Below are 21,977 nucleotides of genomic sequence, written 5' to 3'. Positions count from 1 at the left end.
CCCGCCCCCGACGGTCCATGAGCGGGCCCGGTCCCCAAGCCCGCCACCGGCGGATCCGCACACGCGGACGCACCCAACCACAGAAGGGACACCCATGGCCACGCAGACGCAGGCCCCCGTCCAGCCGGGATCCGAGAACAAGCTCTACATCCTCCAGCAGGGCATCGTCGAGGACGCGCCGGGCGGAGTCCCCGCCCACCTCAGCTTCGGCATCCTCAGCACCGTCCCGGAGCCGGTGAACCCGGGAGACATCACCTTCACCCTGAAGGCGCCCACCGGCTTCGTGTTCACCGGCTGGCTGTCCTGGGCCTACCACGACGTCAACACCCTCCAGGCGAAGGGCAACCTGGAGACCACCCAGGGCACCCTCGGCGACGGAGGCCGCACCCTGACCTTCACCCACAACCCGTACCTGGCCACCAACCAGGAGTGCATCGGCTACGGCGCCCAGGTCACCGCCGTCGACGGCGCGACCCCGGGCCGCTACACCGACGGCCAGCTCAAGGTGGGCGCCGCCAACCCGATCAAGCTCAAGGGCCGCGTCCTGGATCCCAACGAGGACTGAGCCCTCCCGACAAACCGGCCCGTCGGTGGTTCCGCCGGATCGACCCGGAGCCGCCGACGGGATACGCGGAAGAGAAAGGCTGAAGCATGCACGAAGAAGGAAATCGACCGGGCCGTACCAGGAGCGCTGCCGCGTCGGCGCCGCGGCCGACGCGGGGAGTACGCAGGGCATGGGGCCTCGGAGCGCTGGCAGCAGCGATGCTGCTGGCGTCGTCACTGCCCGCGAACGCCGCCACGGCGCAGGCACAGCCGGCCGCGCCGGCGCAGGCCACGGCAGCGCGTGACCCGGAGTGTGTCCAGCCGGGGAACGCGTGGCTCAACCCGCGCTTCTACTGGCGGAACGTGTTCGGCACCCGGCTGGGCGAGGGCGTGATCAACGAATCGTCGTGGCCGAACCCGTTCGGCGGGCGGATCGCGCCGGGGTCGTCGTTCACATTCCGGTGGCGCCCGGACACCACACGGAACCCCGTGGGGTCGCAGTACCACGTCCACCGGGTCAATCTGGCATCCATCATGGCGGTCGCCAACGTGGAGTCGGTGACGGGGCCGGGCACCTTCTCCGGCACGACACTGAGCGCCCAGGAGACGCCCCCGTACAAGCTGGGGGACACCGTGGTGAAGTTCCGGATCAGGCCGGGCACGGAGGGCCGGACGGCCACCCTCTCCTCGGCCGACCACAGCCTGACCACGAGGTGGCTGTTCGCCAACATCAACAACCTCTGGGAGAACCACGGAAGCATCTCCTTCGCCGTCGCCAGCCGCGCCGGTCTCGGCTGCGACTCGTCCTCGGGTCTCGGGTGACGGACGGGACGACGAGGTGACGCGTCGGCCGGGGTCATCGCGGGCGGCCGGGCCTTAGCGGACCGCTGGTCGGCCCGGCGACTCCCGACGGTCACCACTTGACGGCGTTCACCGTGCTGTTGTGGGCGTCGGCGGACCGGACGGTGAACTGGACGTCGGCAGCTCGGTCGTAGAAGGTCTGGCCGGGCTGCCAGGTGGCCATGTCCAGCGTGCCGCAGCCTGGTGGCGGCACCGCGGCGTCGGGGTTGGGCACCACCCGGATAGGCCCCTGGCCGCTCGCGACGGAGGTGTCGACCTTGTAGATGACAACGCCGGAGGAGCAGGCACCGGAATCGTTGTGGGCCTTCCTGCGGGCCTCGGCGACGTAGGCGGTGGTGGTGCCAGTCTTGACTGCCAGCAACTTGGTGCCGCCGACGTACTCCACACCGTTCAAGGTGGCGGTGTTCTGCGTCCTGTTCTGCCACACGCACACCACCTGGTCGTCCCCGGTCCAGCCGAACTTCCAGGACAGCCAGCCGAAGTACTGCGGGGCGGCTCCGGCCACGTGGCCCATGACGTCCCAGCCGCCGACGTACCGGTGCTGATCACCACTGAAGGCGTACAGGTCGGGAGCTCCGAACACGTGGGCGGTCTCGTGGGCGGCCACCTTGTACCCCCAGTGCCACATGTCGGTGCCGAACGTCACCGCCCAGCGAACCGTCGTGCCCTTGATGACGATCGGCTGGGTGGGTGTCCAGTACCACGTGTGGGAGCCGCTGACCTGCGAGTGGGCGGTGGAGACGATGTAGAACAGGTCATACCTGGCCAGATCGGCGCCGGCGTCGGCCGCTGCCCTGAGGGCGTCGGTCACATACCGGGTGTGCTGCTGGTACGTGGGGCTGGAGGTGCCGTAGGAGTTGGAGGCCGTCGGCATCCGGACCCAGCGGTTCACCATCGGCCGCATGCTCAGCCCCGTCTTGCCGTACGAGGCGTTCCACACCCAGTCGGCGGCCGGGGCCAGGAGGTTGTAGTAGTCCGCGACATCACCGGCGCCTGCCACATCGGGGAAGTCGACGTAGACCACGCCGACGTTCTTGATCCCCAGGGGATTCAAGAACTGGGTGTAGTCGGTGTTCTGGCCTTCGTTGACCGTGGTTCCCCACCCCTGCAGCGCACAGGGCGAGGTGCTTCCGTTGACGGCGTGGGCGTGCTGGGTGGGGACGGCGGTCAGGGCGAGCAGAACCGCGAGGACCCACAGGACCAGTAAGGGGAGCGGGCGCCGCATCCGGGGGAACCGGAAGCGCGGGGTGTTCCGGCCTTCCCCCGGCAACCGGAGCGCGTTGCCCTGCCGGACCTCCGCCGGAGTCCCATCACGCAGTACTCGCGTCTCACTCATGGGACGACCATCGTGGCCCCAGCGAGATAGCCCGGGGCAATACGGCCAAACTCACCCCATGGAGTGCAGCGGAAGGCGCCCCGGCGCATGATCTCCCTTAGCCACCGAACGGCCCGCCCGCTCAGCGGCCCCTTACCCGGTACTGGCAGAAAGCTGGGTCGTGCACCGACCGTGACGGGCCGGGCCACATCCGGCAGCTAGCCGCCGCTTATGGTGCGGATGCGGTGCGCGGCCCGCCCAGCGGTCCAGACAACAAACAACCCCCCGGCCTCTGACCTGGGGGTTCTCATGGAGCGCGTGACGAGAATCGAAAACTCGCGCTCGCAGCTTGGGAAACGACGCCAACGCACGTATGGCATCTGACCCGTGCTTCATGGCTATGGCCCTTATTCCCGGAGGGACGGCTGGACCTCCGTTGACCGTGGCGGACCGCTCTGAAGGGCAGACCGTGGGCACGCCCTGATGTGTCGCGTGGCTGTTCCCGGGGGCCAACGACGGCCCCCAGAGGGTGGAGCCGCACTAGTTGTTTCGTAAGCATCCCGGCAGGCGCACTTGTTTGGTCTCACTGGGTAGCTGTATCCGGGCTCGGCCCAGTGGCTGGGTGCCCGGCGCGACAGGTCACGGCGCTCATACGCGCCGGTCGCTCAGACCGAGCGGCTCGTCGACGCGGGCACGCAGGAAGAGATCGACGCACGCTTCTTCGCCGTCGCCACCGACCTGATCGGCACACCCGCCGAACTCATCGACGAGCAGGGCCGCATCGCCTGGCACAGTCGCAGCACGCTGTGGGGCATCACCACATGGAACGCGACCGCGACCGCCTACACACCCCTGCGCTTCCCCGGCCAGTACTTCGACCCGGAGACGGGCCTCCACTACAACCACCACCGCTACTACGACCCCCATACCGCCCGCTACATCACCCCCGACCCCCTCGGGCTGGCGCCGGCCCCCGACCCGGCCGGTTACGTACACAACCCGCACACGACCAGCGACCCGCTCGGCCTCGCGCCGTACGAGAACAATGGCGGCCTCGGCGGTCTCGTCAAGGTCAACAAGCCGGACCCCGCTGCCGATGCTCTCGCCGAGCGGCTCGGCGGCGAGTCCCGCGTGAAGTTCGAGCACGATCCGAAGGGGAGGGAGATCGACGCGATCAGCGATGACTACTTGGCGCAGTCAAAGCCCGGTGGAATGCAGATGGGAAGCGCTCTCAGAAACCAGGCGAAAGCCACGTTCGAGTACGCGATCCAATCCGGTCGCACTCCTTATTTCCACTTCGATGGAGAGCCAGGGCCCGGAGTGATCGCCAAGCTCCAAGAGTACGGCAGGAGGTACGGTATCCAGCCAGTGATCGACACAAAACCCTTGTGAGAGGCATATGTACGAGTTCCATGGTTGGTTCGGCATTGCCGAGTCCCCTGAAGAGGCGGACGCGGGATCGCTGGAGGAAGGAGTGGCCGAACTGAGGGCGGCCATCGATCGCATTGACTGGGCAACCGGCGAGGTGACGCTGAAGGTCCACAACGGGGAGTACTTCGTACGGACCGACGGTCTGGTCAACCGGCGCCGAGATGAGGCTGAGGAACTGGACGCTCTCGTCCACTTCATCGCGCGTCGCTTTCCTGGGTCCTGGGGGCTGCTTTACGAGCGTTCCGCCGACATGGACCATCCGCCGGGCCCGGGAGCCTTCCGGGTGCGTGTCATGGCCAGGGGAGAGGTACAGGACCGGCTTGACCCGTTCCTGTCGCCGTGCCGTCCGGTCATCGAGGACTGACAGGCGGCCGATACGCGGCATCGGCACTGTTCACAGACAAGCTCCAAGCCACTGAACCGGGGCTCCAAAAGGAGCGGGTGACGAGAGGCCGACACATGGCCGTGCCGTAGCCAAGATGCCTTGTCACGGTCACTACGGCGCTGTGATCAAGCCGCGAGTGTTACGGCGTATCGCCCTGGGCCGCCGTCGGCGCCCATCGGGCCGCTGCTGCCGGTGCTCCCTCCGACAGCGTGGCTGTGGTGGTCGGGTGGAGACGGTGGTCGATGAAGCGAGCGGGGGCAGGGGGCGGGCAGGGCGCGACTGTGGTGGATCACAGTAGGGCTGCGGTGTCGGCACCTGGTGGGTGCGGCGATGTGGCGAGCTGACACGTGGGGTCTTGCGAGCGTCCCCCACCGTCAGGTGGAACATGGTGCATCGCCCGGAGGAACTCATCGCCTTGCACGAGCTGTAGGACGGGACGCAATTATCGTGTGCATCACAATGCATCAAGCCGTCGTTCGCGACGACTACGTTGGCAGGTGGTAACGACGACCGAGCCGACGACGATTGATCACCGTCCGCCCGATCGCGCCGGTCCTGCCGCTCCCGCACGGCGCCTGGGTTACTTCAGGTCCGGCTCGGCCGGCGCCCCGTTCCACGTGAACTCACCCAGCGGTTCCTGCTTGTACAGGTACGCGAAGGCCACGAGGGTCTCTCTGCTTCTCTGCTCTGAAGGGCACGCTAAGGACGACCGAGCGGAATCGTCGCGACTGCGCACGAGTGTCACCCGCGGTGCGGCTGAGCCCGGGGGGCTTCGCGGGGACAGCACATCGCGAGCCCACGTTTCGACCTCGGTGAGCTCTCGGCCGCTGTGGTCAGGGGCGTGCACTCCCTCGCCCCTGACGCGTCACGGGCGGTCAGTACAGGGCCTTGTAACCCTGCCACCCAGTGGCGATCCCGGTGCGAGTGCCGAAGGAGCCCTTGCCGTTGCCGTTGTCGCGCCACAGCTTGCCGGAGGTGTCGCGGGAGACGATGTCCGCCCTCCCGTCCCCGGTGATGTCACCGACGCCCACCACGACGTTGTAGGAGGCACTCCAGTTGTCGGCCACCTTGACCCGCGCCCTGAAGCCGCCGGTCGCCGTGCCCGCGTACCGCCACAGCTTGTTCGATGTGTCCTGCGCCAGCAGGTCTCCGTATCCGTCACCGTTGAGGTCGCCGACGCCGGTGATCTTCTTGTAACCGGACCACTTGGAGAAGATCTTCACCCGAGCCGAGAGCTTTCCGCTGCTCGTGGCCTTGTACAGGTAGATGTCCCCGGTGGACGCCTGGCGGGCGATCAGGTCCGCCCGGCCGTCACCGGTGATGTCACCCGGTGAGGTCAGCACGTTGTACTGGTTCCAGCCCGATGTTCCCAGTGTGGTGTACGGGGTGGACGTCGTCAGGGCTTTGCCGCACCCCGGTCGGTACGCCCACAGCGCACCGCCGCCGACCCGTACGAGCACGTCATTGCAGCGGTCACCGTTCAGGTCCCCGAACGGCACCACCGTGATCGAGGCCGGCCATCCCGAAGCGGAAGTCTTCGTCGAGAACTTCCCGGTGCCGTCGCCCCGGTGGAAGGTGAGTGCACCCTGGGAGTTGAGCGTGAGCAGGTCACCGATCCCGTCGGAGCCGACATGGTCGCGTCTCACCGCAGCACCACCGGTGAGCTTCAGCGTGCCGGACGCCGTCGCCGACGCACCGTGCTTGTCGGCCGGGGCCACCGTCAGCGTCCAGCCGTACGTGCCGTTCGGCGCGTACGCGCCCGTCGACGTCCTGCCGTTCCAGGACGTACGGACCGCATCATGCGCGGCGCGACCGGACAGTGTGCGCACGGCGGCCCCGGTCGCCTTGTTCCTGAGCACCAGCGTCCACGACGCGGCCGGCTTCGAGAGCCACCACGTGCCGTCCCACGAGGACGACGAGTCGACCAGGCTGACCGAAGGTTCCGTCCTCGCCCCCAGGACCGCGATGTCCGTGGCGGGGACGCCACTCCGCAGGACGTGGATGTTCTGGGAGGCCGGGTCCACGTAGCCGACCAGGCCGGTGTACGGATCGACGTCCCACTTCCCGGCCTTGGCCGCCAGGGTCCGGCTCACCGCGGAGCCGCTCGTGACGTCCGTGAGGGTGAGCACCCCGGATATGGGGCCACTCGTGACCAGGAAGCCGTCGCTCAGGCGCGTCCCTCGGCCGGCGGGCACGGCGATGAGCGCCTTCTTACGGGTGTCGTACACGAAGGCCTTGTCCACGTTGCCTTGGGCAAGGGCGCACGAGCCGGACCAGTACACCCAGCGGCCCACCGCCCGGAGGTCGCCGACCTGGCAACCGGACGCGGGCGCCCGGCCCGTCGTACACCCGGCCTTCCTCCACAAGGAGCTGAGGCAGCACCTCGCGTGGTTCGCCGAGAAGGGACCTGACGGCCTGGTCTTCGTCGGCGAGAAGGGAGCGCCCTTCCGCCGCACGTCCTTCGGCCGGAAGTGGCGACGCGCCCGAGCCGCCGCCGGTATCCCAGCCCACCGGCAGCTAGCCGCCGCTTGTGGTGCGGATGTGGTGCGCGGCCCGACCAGTGGTCCAGACAATAAATAACCCCCAGGTCTCTGACCTGGGGGTTTCTCACAGAGCGGGTGACGAGAATCGAACTCGCGCTCTCAGCTTGGGAAGCGACGGCGCTTGGGCGGGCTCTGATTCTCTGACCTGGGTAGATCCCCTCTCCTCGGCGTGGTCGTGAGGGTCGGTTCGCACCGTTGTTAACCATGGTCGTCCGCTCTTATGGGCACGCTATGGGCACGACGTCGCCGAGCTGTCTGGTTAGGGGCATGGGTGGTGCTTGCGTCGGCCGACCACCGCTGTTTCCCGGGCGGCTCGACAGTCTCAGTCGCGATTGCACATGTGACAGGAAATTGTCGGTCCCGGCACCGTCGACGGTGACCATTTCGCCGGCGAGCAGGGTGTCCGCGCAGCCGATGCTGCCGACGCGAGACCAAGACGGGGTGCGGCGGTACAGGAACTCTTCGGTTGTTACCGGAGTTCGCGGATTGATCAGCACCATTGTCAGTGGGGTGCGGCAGACTGTCGTTGATCCCTGTGGGAGCTGAGGTGAGGAGCCGACTGGTGAACACCCCTAGGCAGGCCGGACTGTTGATCCGGTACGCACTGGATACTCTCGGGGAGCGTAACGCGCATCACGAGTTCGAACAGCTGTGTCTCGACGTGGCCCGTCGCGTGCTCGTGAGCAATTTGGTGCCGGCGACCGGCCCCGTAAGCAGCGGGGGCGATCAGGGTCGGGACGCCGAGAGTTTCTGGACGGACCTTGCCGCGTCACCGGTCTCGGCTTTCGCGCGCCTGGCTTCCAGGGAGAAGGTCGTCTTGGCCTGCACGATCCAGAAGGACCGTGTTCCCGCCAAGATCAGACGGGACTTGGCCTCGATCTGCGGTCAAGGTAGTCCCGTACACCGTGTGCTGTATTTCACAGTGACCCCGGTGACGATCAGTACACGACACACGTTGGAGGAGGAGGCGCGCGAAGTCCATCAGGTCAAGCTGGAGATCTTCGATGCGGTTGCTCTGGCAGACTTCCTGACCAGACCCGATCTCTACTTCCTGGCCGAGCGATATCTGAGTGTTCCGCCACTGCCGGGTATGAGTGATGCGTCCGTTGGCACACTGTCGGTGGCAGTGCCCGAGGACTTGGTCGAGCACCGGATCCGCGGGCGGGAAGCGCTGCTGACCGCGTTGGAAGAGCGGATGGCGAACGCCGGCGGGCGGTTGGTCCTGTGCGGTATGGGCGGCACTGGTAAAAGTACAGTCGCGCTGGCGCTTGCTCGACGGGTCGCCGCACGGCGGGCAGTGTGGTGGGTCGACGCCGCAACCCCGGCTACGTTCGTGGCAGCGTTGCGTGAGGTCGCCGTACAAGCAGGGGTAGAGCGTGCCGAAGCGCGCGAGGTGTGGCGCAACCACGAGGCGGCCCGAGATGTGCTGTGGGACGCTCTGAACAGCTCGACCGCTGGGCCCTGGCTGCTGGTCGTTGACAACGCCGACGACCCGGCGGTGGTGCGGGACTGGATCAGGCAGCCGGCCGCGGGCAACATGGTGGTGGTGACGAGCCGCGACCAGAGCTCCGGTTCTTGGTGGACGTCATCGGCGGTCCATGCCATTGCCCCGATCTCCGAGGCCGAAGGCGCCGAGATGCTCCGTGAACTGGCGCCCGACGCCGGCTCCGAGGACGATGCAGTACATCTGGCGAGGCGGTTGGGCGGCCTTCCTCTCGCCCTACTGCTCGTCGGCAAGTATCTGGCGATGACCAGCGGCGACCTGGTACTTCCCGAGTCGGAGGTTCCTCGAACATTCACTGCGTACGGGCAGGCACTGGACGCGGAATTCGCCGAGGCGGTTGCAGCTCTGCCGCACGATCCACACGGCCCGCTGGGCCGTACATGGGAGATGTCGCTGGATCTGCTGGAGATGCGGGGCATAGTGGCCGCACGGCCACTGTTCCGGCTGATCTCGTTCTTCGCGCCCGAGCCGCTGCCGGTCGTCCTACTTCGTAGGAGCGGGCTCGCTATCACAAACGACTTCAAGGATCTGTCCTCCTCTGGGCTCGAAGCTGCGGTACGCGGTCTGTTGGGGTGCGGACTGCTGCACCGTCGGCGCTTTGAGGGCCTTGGCTCGACGGCCGAAACTTTGATCATCCACCCGCTCGTCCGGGAAATCACCCGTACCCAGCCGGCCGCAGTCGAGGCGGCGCCGGTGTATTCGACGCTGTCGACCACCCTGCTCGCGATGGTGGCGAAGGGGGTTGACCCGGTGGCCCCGGCGAACTGGCCTCTGTGGCGGCTGCTGCTGCCGCACTGCGTCCATGTCACGGCAGACACGACGCCCGCTACCTCGCTGGAGTACCGAATGCGAGGCGATCTCGCGCACCGGGCGGCGGTATACGCGCAGCAGTCAGGCCAGTGGTCAGTGGCGGAGGAGCAGTTCGGTCATGCCCTGGCCTCCTACACACGTACCGCTACCGACGACGGCCCAGGGACTGTCCTGGCTGCACGGCACAACTTTGCCCTGCTGAAACGCGATCAAGGTCGCCTCGATGAAGCGGAGGCAGACTTCGGTGACGTGCTGCGCACAGCGACGCGGGTTCTTGGTCCGGATCACGAGAACACGTTGACCGTTCACCATGAATTGGTGCGGATCCGCCTTCAGCGGGGAGACGTCGAGGGCGCGCACGCGGAGTTCTCAAGACTCGTTCCGCATCTGACCGGCGTGCTGGGCCCCGAGCATTCGACCACCCTCGCAGCGCGGCACGAACTCGCCAGAGCGCTGCGTGGCCGAGGAAGTCTCGCCGAGGCTCGCAGCTCGTTCGAGCAACTGCTCCCCGACATGGCGAACGCGCTGGGCGACGCCTCTCCCACCACGCTCAGTGCCCGCCATGAACTGGCGGACCTGCTGCTTGAACTCGGTGAGGTCGAGCAGGCCCTCGACGAGTTCGAGGCGACCCTCCGGCTGGAAGGACAGACGCTGGGCCGCGACCATCCGAGCACACTCGTTACCCGACATAACGTTTGCTACGCGTTTCTGCGTCTCGGTCGGTTCGTCGAGGCGGAGGCAGAGCTGCGGGATATCCACGCAACGTGGGCCCGCATTGCCCCCCGAGGGCACGCGTCCTCCCACCGGGTCCAGGGTACTCTTGCTGGGTTGCTCGCCGCGACGGGAAGGCCCGCCGAGGCCGAGGCACATTTCCGTGCTGCGGCTGAGGCATTGGCAGCAGCGCTTGGTCCCACTCACCCTGAGACACTCGACGCGTGCCTGGGCCACGCTGACACGCTTCGTCTGCTCGACAGACACGTCGAGGCCCAGGCCGTGCTGCAGTCCCTGTCGACCTATCTCCTTGCCTCCCACGGAGCCGGCCACCCCATTCTGCTCTCGGTACGTCGGCACTTGGCGGACCTGTACTTCGAGCTAGATCAGGACATCGCCGCCGAGCATCAGCTGCGGCTCTTGGCTGAGGCGCAAAGCGACGTCCTGGGCGCGAGGCACCCCGATACCTTGAGAACGCTCAGCCAGGCGGCAGCGGTCGCGCTCCGACAGGGCCGAGTGGACCTCGCCGCTCGCGAACTGGATGTCCTGGTCGACCCATTGGCCTCGCACCTCGGCAGCGACGACGAGGACACCCTGAGCGCTAGGCTGAACTTGGCCTACGCGCATCTGCTCCTCGGTGAACTCGCAGCGGCAGATCGGCAACTGACCTTTGTCGTGATGGTGTACGAGAATGGTTTTCGCGCCCCAGACAGGCTGTTGGCATCTGCGCGGGACATGCGGCCTCAACTCGGCTAGAGCTGCCTTAAATTGGGTTCACGCATGGTCGGTCTGAGTGGCCGGCGCGGCCGCGGTCACGCCAACGCCTCCGTCGCTCACGCTCTCGCCGAGGACAGCGGCAAGTGATCCATTGGGGCGCTGAGCCTGTCGGACAAGCTCAGCGTCTCGGCATGGTTCGCCTCGTCTGTGCTGATTCAGGGGCGTCGCTTGGCGGCGGTTCGTCGGCTACCAGCGTCCTAGACGTAGCCGGGGACACTCTCGTAGTACCGGTAGTGGTCCGCGTCGTAGGCGTCGTGACCTCGGTTGACCTTCCGGAAGGTGATGTCGAAGTTGTCGTACTGGCCGTCGTCATAGGAGACGCCATCGTCGCCGAGCTGCTGACGCAACGTGTACTCGTTCATCGGCTGCTCGATCCCCTCATGCTGCCAACTGCGGTACCCGTACAGGTAGTCGAGATACCAGACGAATCCGCCGTGCTTCTCATCGTAGAAGACACCCCGCGGGCGAATCTCGTGCCCAACGGGCAGTGAGATCGAGGCGATCCTGTCCAGGCGCTCGTCGATCCAGTTGAGCGGGAATCCGACCGCACTCCCGTGTCGGTTGGCGACACGGAGGTAGAAGCCCCGGGTGATGCCAATGAACCGGTTCGGCTCACTGGTGGCGAAGACCTTCCAACCGCTGGCTTCGGCGCTCACCGGGAAGAACCGCTGGGCCACCGCCCAGCCTCGAGGACTCGCGAGCATTCGTTCGAGCTCCACCCCGTCCCATACGTGGGTGTGCACGCCCTTGGTTCGCTCGATCGATTCCAGCCTCGTTACCAGAGCGCTTGAAGGTTGGGTGGAGCAGACGAGGAGGAACCCGTCAGCGTCATGCTGGGAAACGGCATCCACGATGCCGCCGATGCTCCCAACGTCCTCACCGTTGACCGAACGTCCGGCACCATCCTTGGCGTGGGCCATGTGCTTGCAGGAGATCACCCATCTCCGCGTCTTCGCCCCGAGCAGGGCATCACCTGGTTCTTCCAGGACGAGATCGCGTCCGCCGTCGGCTCCCCGGCCGGACCACTTGGCTCTGTAGCCGAGGGCCAGGGCGAGCTCTCGGACTAGTTGTTCCAAGCCCTCGCCATCTGGCGCCATCTCGCGAAAGTCGAGCATGGGTGCTCCCTGTCAGTGAAGTGCGGTGTCGATCCGTATGGGCTGACGCCCTGCGCTGGGTGGGCGGATCTGGACAGCGCTGGGCTGGTTGGTTGAAGGACAGGCTTACCACCCATCACTGACACGGCTGATCTGTCGCTCCGAGTCGTCAAGCGGGTGCGTGCGACTACCCAACTTATCGAACTGATGTTCGGTGTATGATCTCGCGGCGCTCAGGGGGCGATCTGCTAGACCCTTAACTTTTTGCGTGATAATTTCTCAGGCATGGATAACGGTGGTGTGGAACGGATCAAGCAGGCCATGACCGACCTGTGTGAGCCGCTGTACGACTGCTTCGCCCGTGCGGGCGTAGCCAAGATCCATCTTCGTCCCGACGAGTCCGAGCGGGACCACGTTCCCGACTTCTCGGGCCGCGAGTACAAGTGGCTGCGCACCCATTACGTGCGCGCCCACGTGCACCACGACCTGAGCAAGCGCAACGTAGACCCGTGGAGACTCTCGGGTAATCACCGGCGTAACGGCGAGCTGTGGCTGACGAACGGCGAGCTGCGCGCTCGTGTCCTCCACGGCCCGTCCGGGGACATCCCTGCTGCGGGGCGCAACCTCGCACGGCGAGCGTTCTACCGGAATGTGCCCCTCGACCACAGACAGATGCGGTTCGGTATACAAGAGCCGATCTTCGGCCCGATGAACGACCGGGTGCTGATCCTGTGGGACCTGGACGCCGCGACCGGCGAGCCGACGCTCCGGGTCGTCCGTCCGATCGGCCCCAGCCTCTATGGCCGGCGCGTCCCGGTCGACGTGGATTTCGTGCTGCCCACCACCGCCGAGGAACTGAGCTCCATGGAGTTCTTTCCCTCGGACGAGGACATCCACTTGAACATCCCGAACGAGGAGGAGGGCAATGACTTCGGTGCTGGCGGCATCTCCGGGTGAACGCCTGCGCACGCTCAGAGAGCTGATGGGCCTCACGCAGGCCCAGGTCTCGTCGATGTCCGGAGTGGCATCGTCCTGGATCTCGGACGTCGAAAACGGCTACCGCGACCACGACGACGCCAAGCTGGGACTTATCGCGCAGGCCACCGAGACACCCATCGGGTTCTTCTATGTCCAGCCCATGGCAGTCCCGCTGGACTCCCTGCGGTTCAGGAAGCTCGCCTCCGCGAAGCGGACGGTGACAAAGCGAGTGCATGCCCTCTACAGCGAGAGCTACAGAGTCTCCGACGACCTGATCACATCGGAGCGATATCCAACACCTCCTCTGCCCTTTACAGACGCGGACGAGGTCACCAGCGAGGAGATCGAAGAGCTAGCGGATCAGACCCGTATTGCCCTCCGACTCGCCCCGGACAAGCCGATCCCTCACCTGACACGGGCTCTTGAGAGAGGGGGCATCGCTGTTGCCCCGATGGTTCTGACCGACCAGTCCGGCGACGAACCCAGCAGCAATGATCACTTCGGTGTCTCCTATTGGAGTGGTCTCGGTGGGACAGCGCTGATCGGGTACTTTCCGGCCAGCGGTGACCGCGACCGGTTCACTCTCGCTCATGAGCTAGGGCACCTGGTTCTTCACACATTCCGCCCCCGGGCCAAGGACGCTGAAGCAGAGGCCAACCGCTTCGCATCGGCTCTGCTCATGCCCCGGGAACGGGCACAGGAGGATTTGTCCCCGCGGATGACGCTGACGGAGTACGCGCGGATGAAGGCCACATGGGGCATCTCCATTCAGGCTCTGATTATGCGTGCGTCCGCTGTTGGCAGGATCGATGAGACGCGTAAGCGGTCCTTGTATGTCCAGCTATCTCAACGCAATTGGCGAAAGCAGGAGCCAGTTGAAGTAGGTCAGGAAACCCCTCTTCTCCTATGGACCCTGCTGGAACGGCGCTTCGGCTCCAAACCGTACGTACCAGGGGCGGATCACTTGGCGATCCCGCCGGCTGTACTCCGGTCGATCGCACCTACGCCGAAGGCGTCAGGAAATCGCAGGCCGTCACGATCGCCTCAGCCGGAGAGCGCAACGGGCGAGTCGAGAGTGGTTCAATTCAAGCGTCGCGGTGAGGGCCCGGCCACTGGCCCTACTCGGCTGGCGCGCTGATTTGGGCACAACCATGCCGGTGAGGTAACCCCTGACATGCTGGTCGGTGGTGTTGTGAAAGCGGCCTTAGAACAGCCCAAGGCCCTCGTCATGATAGGACGAGGGCCTTGCGGCTGCCATGCCACGGTAACTGGCTGACCATCAACGGCGGTTTAGTCCCTTAGTAGAGAGCAGCGCCACAAAACCTGTCACGGATGACCGTCGGATGACGGATTTCTGACAGCTAGAGTTCCAGTGCGACTGCGGTGACTTCTCGTTCGATGAGTTGTTCACTGCGGATGAGGCGCTGCTGCGCTGGTGGACGGACCGGCTGAATCAGACCGAGGACGCCCTCGCCGCGAGCTAGCCCCCGATGTGTTAGAGGTCCCGCAGGCGGGGGCGGGCGAAGGCAGTCACACGTTGCCGGGCCTCCCGCCCGGGGGCGTGGTGGTCAGCGGCGCGGATGGCCTCCGCCCGCCCTTCCGCGCCGGCCTCGGCGGGAAGCACGATGCCCGCGTTGGGCCGGCCTCGCTCAGTCGCTGGCCTGGGCAAGGTGGAGAGCGAAGACGCCGAGGGCTTCCTTCTCGGGCGGGTAGATGTCGCGGATCGCGGCGACGAGCTGGTCCGGGGTCATGCCCGGGCCGCCGATCGCGGCCGGGTCCTCGGTGTCGAGCAGAGCCTGGAAGGACTCGTACTCGCTGACCTTGATGACGCGGCGGGTGAGGATGTCGTCACCGCAGCTGATCCGCAGGGTGTCTCCGGCGGTGATCTTGCGGATCTTGGGATAGCCGACGCGGACCTCGATGGTCTTCGCGCCGCTGGCGATCAGGTCGAAGTAGGGCTTGCGGATGTTCAGTGAGTGCTCGGCCATCGGTCCTCCTTCCTTCACGCTCCGGACGGTGTTGTGGGCAGGGCCGACGGGCGGCCGCGTCGGCGGTGGTGAGCTGTTCGGGCAGGCCCTCGACGGCTGCCTGCGGGTGCGAGGTCGAGGCGGGTGATGGCCTCCCGGCTGGGTGCCCGGGACGCCGCGGGGGCTGCTTGGCAATGAGTGTCGTTCGATTGGTGTCGAGTGACGGGTGGATCCGATCACTTTGGCACGTAGGTGCGTAGCTGCCTGTACCACTGAACGCACGCACAGCGTGGTCTTTGAGGGCACCGGGGCCCCGGACGGCACGCCTGTCCGAGGCCCCGGAAGTGCGCTCGCCGCGTGGAGCCCGTCAGACGGTACGAACGCTTGTCGAACAGCGCTATCGGCGGGGAATGGCTGGAGTCGATGCCGATTGCGACGGGGTCGTGTTGGCCGGTGCCTTCGTAGTGGTTCCCGGCCCGCTGGCCAGGGCCAGCAGTACTAGGAGCAGCACCAGACCTCCGCCTCCGGTGCCCGCCGCTACGGCGACGGTGCGTGGGTGGATGGACCGATGGTGCCCGCGCACGCGGGTCCCGTCGGAGCGGTAATAGGGGTGGACGTAGGTTGTCGGCGCGGCAGCGGGTACCGGGCGGGGCTGCGCGGTTGTGTGTCGGGCAGTCGCACCGGGCTGTGCGGTGCGCGGCTTGGTGCGGCGATTGTGGCCTTTGACGAAGGTGCCGTCGCGGCGGTAGTGGGGGCGTACGTAGGTCACGGGCGGTCCTCGGCAGTGAGAGGGGGCAGGTGCACCCCCAGACGGGGCCGGGTACTCCTCGGCACAGCAATCGACGGTAGCGGCCGGCACTGACAACCGGGGGCCGCCGACTGCTCGACTGCACACGCCAGTTGGGCGGCAATGGCCGATTTTCGGACGGGTGATTCCGACGGTGAGCCGGCTGTCCGTGCTGGGGTGGGAGGGCCCGTGATCGTGAGACTGCTGCTGGTCACGGTCGGCCGGTGGAAGCGCGTGCACCCGTGGGACCTGGTCGTGCCGACCTGCTCGCACTCCTCACCCCCGAGGGCCGGAGTTCCGGAACGTTGACCAGATGTGGTTCCCCAGCGGCGGTTCGAGGGCTTGCCCTACTCACTTGCTGGATGCCTGCATCACAGCGCTTCGAGATCGACGCGCGTGACCTGCTGTCCAGGGACGGCTTCCACGGCGCGCTTTGCTTCGGCGGCGGCGAGGTCATCTCGGCGCTGGCGTGAGGGAACACGGGCCGCTGGCCGACTGTGGGTAGGTGCACGGCGGTGGCGAACTTTGCCAGTGCTGTGGCGGCGGGGCGGCCGTGTACGTGCTGCGCCCGCTGAGGGCCGCTGGCACGGCACCGACAGCTGTCGGTGCCATAGGCCAAATTATCCGGGCCCAACTCGGGCCTGTCCGGACGATACACCCCCTGAACTGGCAGTTCGCTGCGTATAGATGCGGATTTTCGCGGGAGTTGCGGAGCTAAGCCTTGTGTGTCGCAAGGTGCGGCCTGAACACGGATGGGCCGTGTCTCACCCGCCCTTGGAGTTCGTCATGAACGGTCTGGACACCCGTACCGCTGTACTGCTGCTGGCTGGCGCCACCGGTACGTACATCGCCTTCCTGCACCCTGCCGTCGGGGTCGCGCTTCTCGTGGGTTTGGCTGTGGTAGGTCTGCTCCACACCCTGCTGCGGTGACTCCGTCCAACAGTCGACTGGTTGTTGAACAGCGTCATACTCGGACGTTGTACGCCCGGCTGGCCCCAACTCGCGATGGTCAGCCAGGGCGTTCAGTCCCCCCGCAAGTTTCGCCACGAAGTACGCCTCTGGGCACGTTGGGTCGAAGCCCCAGCCGTGCCGGGAGTCGCACCCCTCCACTGTGCCGACGTGGTGGCGCGGCGGGGTACGTAAACGCGGGTGACTTCGATGATCACCGCCCGGGACAGGACGTAAGCGTTGCCGTCCTCGAACTGGAGCAGCTTGCGCTGTCCGCCGACCTCGCGTACGTCGGCCACAGCGTGAGGGATGCCGCCCACACTGATCACGTCACCACGGCGGACGTGGTCACCGGTGACAGTGACGGTATGCACGATCTCTTGCGTCATGTCCAGTTTCCGATCTGCTGAGGTGGTTGGAGTGGGTCGTGCTTCCTGCTCCGGGACCCATAGCCGTGCTGTCGCCGTGTCTGCCGCCTGGCGGTGATGGCTGAAGGTGTCCGCCGGGGCGTAACCAACTGCGGTGACGGCCACGACGCCGTCCAGATCCCAGGGCTCGCGGTCCCAGTAGTGCTCGTAGTCGTACGGCGTCGGAAGAGCGAAGACTGCCAGCGTGCTGGCGAGGCACTGGCGTGGTCGTGGTCATCGTTCGATCAACCCTGACGTCTCGACCAGCCCGTTGACGCTGCCGGCCTTCTCCAGGCGATCGGCCAGTTCGAGGGTGACCTCGCCCAGCCGCCGGAGGAACCCCAGTGCCTGCCGCGGGTCAGCGGGCAACCGTTCCGATTGCAGTGCGCGCGCCCGTTCGATCAATCCGATGACGTCCGGATGCTTTCGTTCGACCTCGTCTCGTCGGCCCCGGTGCACGAGCTGGGTGATTGCCGCGCGGAAGCGCTGTGCGAGTTCGGCAGGGTCCTCGTAATCAGGCGCGATGCAGCACTTCCTCGGTCTGAGAGCGCTGACGGCGTGATGGCTGACCTCGTCGCCGAAGATCGTGTCGAGGCCGTCGAACACGGAGTCCCAGTCCACCGGGACCCAGCCATGCATCTTTTCCAGTACCTGCTGGTAGCCCTGCACACCGAGCGATGGTTCGGCAGGGGCAGCGGGGACGGTGGGGTCCTTCTCCCGTACCGGCAGGGGTGAGCGGTATCCGGCCTGGTCCGATAGAGCGGCGTGCGTCATCGGGTCACCGCCACACTCAGCTCACACCAGGTGGTGGTGCCGTCGCAGCTGACTCCCCAGGTCCCCTGTCGGTTGTCCGCGATCGCCTTTACGAGCAGCAGGCCACGGCCGTGCTCGTCGTCATCGCGGGGCTTGCGGAGAATGGGCCGTTGCCTGGTCACTTGGTGACGTACGTCGATCCGGAGGACGCCGTCCTGGACTGCCATGAACAAGGTGATCACGTCGGTGCCGCTGTGCAGGAAGGCGTTGGTGACCAGTTCGGACACGACGAGCCGGACGTCGCCGGTCAGGAGTGAGGGGACGGCCCACTTCCGCATCAACGCATCGGCGATACGCCTTGCCTGGCCGGCGCATGTCGGAGACGGGGGCATGGTGACCTGGAACTCGGCCGGAGACTGGGCGCCGTGTTCGCCAGTAGAGAGGTGCATGCGGGTGCTCCGCTCGTTCGAGTAGCTGGCTCTACAAGAGCGAACCGCTCAACCCGGGACTCCGGCATGGGGCCAAGAGGTCGGGGATGGTCAACGTGGTCAAAGATCGTCCACGGGGGTCCTGGGGACGGTCCCCACCGGAAACCGGCACGGGATCAGGCAGAAAGTGCCGACGTCGGCCGGGACGCGACGCGCGGAGGTGTCCGTATCCCGGTACGGAGGCCGAGGACCGTCTCGTGCTGGCCCTGCCTATCCGAAGCCACCACTGAGTGACGTTCCGCGGTCTTACGCATACCCAACGGCAGGCCCGCATCTACGGTGGACACGTATCTGGTTCCGCCTTGCCGCTGCTGGAGCGGGCCGGACAACCTGGTCGGAGATCGCTTTCAACGCTGGGGGCGCAGGATGGCGCGCGAGAGGAACGAGCGGTTAGCCGCGCTCTTGCTGGAAGCCGGCTGGACACGGGCGCAGACGGCCACCGCGTACAACCGTGTCGCCGCCGAGACGCTGAACGGCGAGGTACGGGAGAACTCCAGGATCGGGCGCTCGCACGTGAGCATGTGGGTGGGCGGAGCGCGTCCGTCGGGCATCGCGCCCGCTATCTTGTGCGAGGCGCTGTCCCGTCGTCTGAAACGTGAAATCACGGCCCAGGAGGCTGGGTTAGCGGCCTCCACCTCACCGGCGCACGGAGCACTGGACTGGCACGTCGACCCTTTGATCGCGCTGAAGGATTTGGGGAGCGGATTGGACACGGACCGGCGTCGGCTGCTGAGGAACGGGGTCTACTCCGCCGCGGTATTGGTCCTGCCGGACGAGACGTGGTGGGAGGCGATGTCCCGACCGCCGGCGGACGCGGGAGCCGGGGGTAGACGTGTTGGTCAGGGAGACGTCGAGACCGTTCGGGAGCTGACTCTCGCGTTCTCACGCATGGACCAGCGGCGCGGTGGCGGCCACGGGCGGCGGGCGGTCGACGAGTACCTGCGTCATGAGGCCCTGCGCTTCCTTCGCGGGCGGTTCACCGACGAGCAGAGCCGGCGAGCCATGTTCTCCGCCACAGCGGAACTAGCCTACGTGTCGGGCTGGATGGCCTTCGACAACAGCGAACACGCCGTGGCACTCGAGCGCTTCAACACCGCGGTGAAACTGGCGGCGCGGGCCGGCGACGCTCCCTTGAGCGGGCACATCCTGCGGGCGATGGCGCACCAAGCGCTCGACCTCGGGTTCCGGCGCGAAGCCCTCCACATCGCCCAGGCGTCGGTGCACGGCCAGCGGTACGCGGCTGCCACCCCGCGCGAGCGAGCCCTGCTTGGCGTGGTGCACGCCCGCACCCTGGCCGCGAACGACCGCCGCCAGGAAGCCGCCCAGGCACTGCTGCGGGCTGAGGACGATCTCTCGAACGCGCACGACGGTATCCGGGAGCCGGACCGGACGTTCTTTTTCGGCGAGGCTTCCCTGGCCCATGAAACCGCCTGCACCCTGCGTGACCTCGGCGACCATCAGCGTGCGGTCAAGCAGTTCCGGCGGTCTGTGCGGACGCGCGGAGCGGCGTTCCGGCGCACCCATGCCGTCACCCTTGGGTACATGGGCGCGACCCAGATCGCCCAGGGCGCAGTCGAGGAGGCGTGCGCGACCTGGACCAGTGTTCTGGACGCGATGGAAGACGGCATCTACTCCGGCCGGGCCCGGCAGACGGTCGTCGACATGCGGCACCTGCTGTCGCCCTACCGCAAGCGCGGGATCCGCGCGGTCAGCGCTCTCGACGCCCGCGCGGCGACGTATCTCGCCCAAGTAGATTGATCAGGCGCGTCGTTAAGGGCGAGTCGGAGGGTTGGTGCCGTGGTGCTGGAGATCAGGCCGATCGGAACGGTGGTCGAAGGACGCACCGAGGTGGCGGACGACTACTGGGGTGGCGTCGAGTCCGTGATCCAGCTCGATGAGTCGGAGTTCTCTCTCGACTCCGTGCAGGGACTGGACGAGTTCTCGCACCTGGTGGTCGTGTGGCACTTCGACAAGGCATCGCCCAGTGACGTCGAGTATCACGCGCGCAGTCCGAGGGGGAACCCGGACTGGCCGGCCACGGGAACGTTCGCGCACCGCAATCACCGCCGCCCCAACCAGCTCGCGCAGAGCTTCCCCCGGCTCCTCAAGATCGACGGGCTCAGGCTGCATGTGACCGACCTGGACGCCGTCGTCGGCACGAAGATCTACGACCTGTCGCCGTACTTCGAGGAGATGGGACCGCGGGGACCCGTGCGGGAGCCCTCCTGGCCTGGGGAGATGCTGAAGGACTACTGGGCGGACAAGACCTCTTAAGCACCCGAGGCCGGGACCGTCACGCTCTCCATCCGGGGCCCGGAGCGCACTGCCCCGCGTTGAACCGGTTCTGGGTCGGCTGTCCGACCGTGTAGCGGGCGGTGTTGTCCAGGCGGGTGGTGAAGTTGCCCGCCGGGTCCCGGGTGAGTAGAAGCAGGGGCTCGGTGGCTGCCAGGTCGGGAGTGTCGGTGATGCCGCCGACTTTGCGGGTGGCGGTGACGGCGACGAGGTCACCGCCGGACGCTGCGGCGTCGAGGTACGCGGTGTTGCGGCGGCCACGGTCCCCGTTGAGCAGGCACTTGGCGGCGCCGAGGACACCCAGGGTGAGGCAGCCGCCGATCAGGACCACGGTGGTGCCCTGGTCGAGGGTGAGGCGGGTGATCACGCTCAGGTCGGCCAGCAGTTCACCCTCCGGTGCCCACAGAGGGGCCAGGCGGATCTCCTGACCGTCGGAAAAGGTGATGGCCGGATCCGAGGGCGGGGTAAAGCGGTAGGGCAGGTGAGGGCCGAACTCGGCGTACGCGGAGTTGCGGTCCGGGGCGCCCAGGATGATCAGGCTGTCGGGTTCGGCGTTGTAGTACTCGCCGGGGTGGAAGTCGCGGATGGTGGCCGCAGGGAATCTCTGGGCCAGGTGGACGCGGACGTAGAACAGCGCGTCCAGGTCGGCGAAGCCGGCATATCTGGCGTACAGCGGGTCGCTGGGGTGTTGCCTGGGCCGGTCGGTGACGGGGAGGGCGGAGCAGATCACGTCCACGCGGGAGCCGGTGGTGATGCCGAAGAACCGGCTCGTCCCGTCGTCCGGGGCCGTCCCGGTGACGGGGGCAGCGCTGGCCGGTGCGGGTGTCTCGGTGACGTAGCTGCCGTCGGAGATGAGCAGGGCCAGCGTGTCCAGTGCCTGTCCAGCGTGACGGCGCACGGTCTTGGCCGAGCAGCCCAGCACTCGGGCGAGGGATTCCTGCCGCTCGGTCAGCGTCGGCCAGGAGTGCTCACCCAGCAGGTTGAAGTCCGCGGCGGCATAACGGCGCTCGTGCGGGGTCAGCGCGTCGATCGCCCTGCGCAATGCGGCCACCAGGCGTGTGGTCTCGCTCGCCGTGTGGGACAGCGTCGGGGTCCGGGCGAGCAGCAGCGACTTCAGAGGAACGCTGAGCGCGGTGACGGCTCCGGGGTGGCCGAGAGCGGGGCCTTGGCGGAGCCGCAACAACTCGGCACGGACTTCCTCCGGGGAGAGCCGCGTCGGGGGAGTGGCCATGTGTCCAACAGACGGCCAGCGGGCGGAATGTGCCCTGTGTTTGGGGCAGTTGGCGGGATGTCCCGTCAAAGGGGTGCGTGGGGATGGTAGGGGCCTTCCTTCTCACCGCTGGAGGTGAAGATGCACGCCGCCGTCATTCCGGCTCCCGCTCG

At 66.8% G+C, this 21,977-nt stretch carries 16 protein-coding genes and 2 pseudogenes; 11 read left to right on the top strand and 7 right to left on the bottom strand.

Annotated features, from left to right (window positions below; genetic code table 11):
* Positions 1 to 94 precede the first annotated feature (94 nt).
* Positions 95 to 565 carry a hypothetical protein gene (locus ABD350_RS06285; protein ID WP_344346744.1) on the top strand — a complete coding sequence of 157 codons (471 nt, stop codon included), beginning with the start codon at positions 95 to 97 and terminating at the stop codon, positions 563 to 565.
* A 197-nt stretch (positions 566 to 762) separates the two neighbouring features.
* Complete coding sequence (locus tag ABD350_RS06280) at positions 763 to 1,365, top strand: hypothetical protein (protein ID WP_344346743.1); 603 nt, start codon at positions 763 to 765, stop codon at positions 1,363 to 1,365.
* 91 nt (positions 1,366 to 1,456) lie between these two features.
* Here the strand turns inward: ABD350_RS06280 and ABD350_RS06275 are convergent, their stop codons facing one another.
* Entirely contained in the window at positions 1,457 to 2,740 is a 1,284-nt protein-coding gene (locus tag ABD350_RS06275) for a M6 family metalloprotease domain-containing protein (protein WP_344346742.1), read from the bottom strand.
* Positions 2,741 to 3,376: 636 nt separating this feature from the next.
* On the opposite strand from ABD350_RS06275, the pseudogene ABD350_RS06270 reads away from it, so the two are divergent.
* Positions 3,377 to 4,111, top strand: a pseudogene (locus tag ABD350_RS06270) (restriction endonuclease fold toxin); the annotation flags it as partial.
* Positions 4,112 to 4,118: 7 nt separating this feature from the next.
* Positions 4,119 to 4,514, top strand: a complete 396-nt coding sequence (locus tag ABD350_RS06265; RefSeq protein ID WP_344346741.1) for an immunity 7 family protein — start codon at positions 4,119 to 4,121, stop codon at positions 4,512 to 4,514.
* Positions 4,515 to 5,410: 896 nt separating this feature from the next.
* Here the strand turns inward: ABD350_RS06265 and ABD350_RS06260 are convergent.
* Positions 5,411 to 6,778: an FG-GAP repeat domain-containing protein gene (locus ABD350_RS06260; protein ID WP_344346739.1), complete on the bottom strand. Its 1,368-nt coding sequence runs from the start codon at positions 6,776 to 6,778 to the stop codon at positions 5,411 to 5,413.
* An 82-nt stretch (positions 6,779 to 6,860) separates the two neighbouring features.
* On the opposite strand from ABD350_RS06260, the pseudogene ABD350_RS06255 reads away from it, so the two are divergent.
* Together ABD350_RS06255 and fxsT are read left to right on the top strand one after the other, a co-directional pair.
* Positions 6,861 to 7,040 (top strand): annotated as a pseudogene (locus tag ABD350_RS06255) (tyrosine-type recombinase/integrase); the annotation flags it as partial.
* 600 nt (positions 7,041 to 7,640) lie between these two features.
* Entirely contained in the window at positions 7,641 to 10,859 is a 3,219-nt protein-coding gene (gene fxsT / locus ABD350_RS06250) for an FxSxx-COOH system tetratricopeptide repeat protein (RefSeq protein WP_344346738.1), read from the top strand.
* Positions 10,860 to 11,077: 218 nt separating this feature from the next.
* On the opposite strand, the gene ABD350_RS06245 is transcribed toward fxsT, so the two are convergent.
* Positions 11,078 to 11,995 (bottom strand): restriction endonuclease, encoded by a 918-nt coding sequence (locus tag ABD350_RS06245; protein ID WP_344346737.1) that lies wholly within the window; start codon positions 11,993 to 11,995, stop codon positions 11,078 to 11,080.
* Between the two features lie 279 nt (positions 11,996 to 12,274).
* Here ABD350_RS06245 and ABD350_RS06240 point away from each other — a divergent pair, with 279 nt between their 5' ends.
* Together ABD350_RS06240 and ABD350_RS06235 are read left to right on the top strand one after the other, a co-directional pair.
* On the top strand, positions 12,275 to 12,931 hold the full coding sequence (locus ABD350_RS06240) for a hypothetical protein (RefSeq protein WP_344346736.1): 657 nt from the start codon (positions 12,275 to 12,277) through the stop codon (positions 12,929 to 12,931).
* A complete protein-coding gene (locus ABD350_RS06235; protein WP_344346735.1) occupies positions 12,900 to 14,090 on the top strand; it encodes an ImmA/IrrE family metallo-endopeptidase in 1,191 nt (396 codons plus the stop codon). Before ABD350_RS06240 ends, ABD350_RS06235 begins: the two co-directional genes overlap by 32 nt.
* A 511-nt stretch (positions 14,091 to 14,601) precedes the next feature.
* On the opposite strand, the gene ABD350_RS06230 is transcribed toward ABD350_RS06235, so the two are convergent.
* Positions 14,602 to 14,940 (bottom strand): ASCH domain-containing protein, encoded by a 339-nt coding sequence (locus ABD350_RS06230; protein ID WP_344346734.1) that lies wholly within the window; start codon positions 14,938 to 14,940, stop codon positions 14,602 to 14,604.
* A gap of 1,525 nt (positions 14,941 to 16,465) precedes the next feature.
* On the opposite strand from ABD350_RS06230, the gene ABD350_RS06225 reads away from it, so the two are divergent.
* Entirely contained in the window at positions 16,466 to 16,636 is a 171-nt protein-coding gene (locus ABD350_RS06225) for a hypothetical protein (RefSeq protein WP_344347062.1), read from the top strand.
* A gap of 659 nt (positions 16,637 to 17,295) precedes the next feature.
* Here ABD350_RS06225 and ABD350_RS06220 read toward each other — a convergent pair.
* Together ABD350_RS06220 and ABD350_RS06215 are read right to left on the bottom strand one after the other, a co-directional pair.
* Positions 17,296 to 17,835 (bottom strand): DUF6415 family natural product biosynthesis protein, encoded by a 540-nt coding sequence (locus ABD350_RS06220; RefSeq protein ID WP_344346733.1) that lies wholly within the window; start codon positions 17,833 to 17,835, stop codon positions 17,296 to 17,298.
* Positions 17,832 to 18,263: an ATP-binding protein gene (locus ABD350_RS06215; RefSeq protein ID WP_344346732.1), complete on the bottom strand. Its 432-nt coding sequence runs from the start codon at positions 18,261 to 18,263 to the stop codon at positions 17,832 to 17,834. Before ABD350_RS06215 ends, ABD350_RS06220 begins: the two co-directional genes overlap by 4 nt.
* Before the next feature lie 318 nt (positions 18,264 to 18,581).
* On the opposite strand from ABD350_RS06215, the gene ABD350_RS06210 reads away from it, so the two are divergent.
* Entirely contained in the window at positions 18,582 to 20,060 is a 1,479-nt protein-coding gene (locus ABD350_RS06210) for an NsdA family TPR-like regulatory protein (RefSeq protein ID WP_486388602.1), read from the top strand.
* 39 nt (positions 20,061 to 20,099) lie between these two features.
* Positions 20,100 to 20,576: a TrmO family methyltransferase domain-containing protein gene (locus ABD350_RS06205; protein ID WP_344346731.1), complete on the top strand. Its 477-nt coding sequence runs from the start codon at positions 20,100 to 20,102 to the stop codon at positions 20,574 to 20,576.
* A gap of 19 nt (positions 20,577 to 20,595) precedes the next feature.
* On the opposite strand, the gene ABD350_RS06200 is transcribed toward ABD350_RS06205, so the two are convergent.
* Entirely contained in the window at positions 20,596 to 21,825 is a 1,230-nt protein-coding gene (locus tag ABD350_RS06200) for a hypothetical protein (protein ID WP_344346730.1), read from the bottom strand.
* Positions 21,826 to 21,977 lie beyond the last annotated feature (152 nt).

Source organism: Streptomyces nogalater, assembly GCF_039532885.1.
Classification (GTDB): Bacteria; Actinomycetota; Actinomycetes; order Streptomycetales; family Streptomycetaceae; genus Streptomyces; species Streptomyces nogalater.
This window is presented reverse-complemented; position numbering and strand designations above follow the sequence as displayed.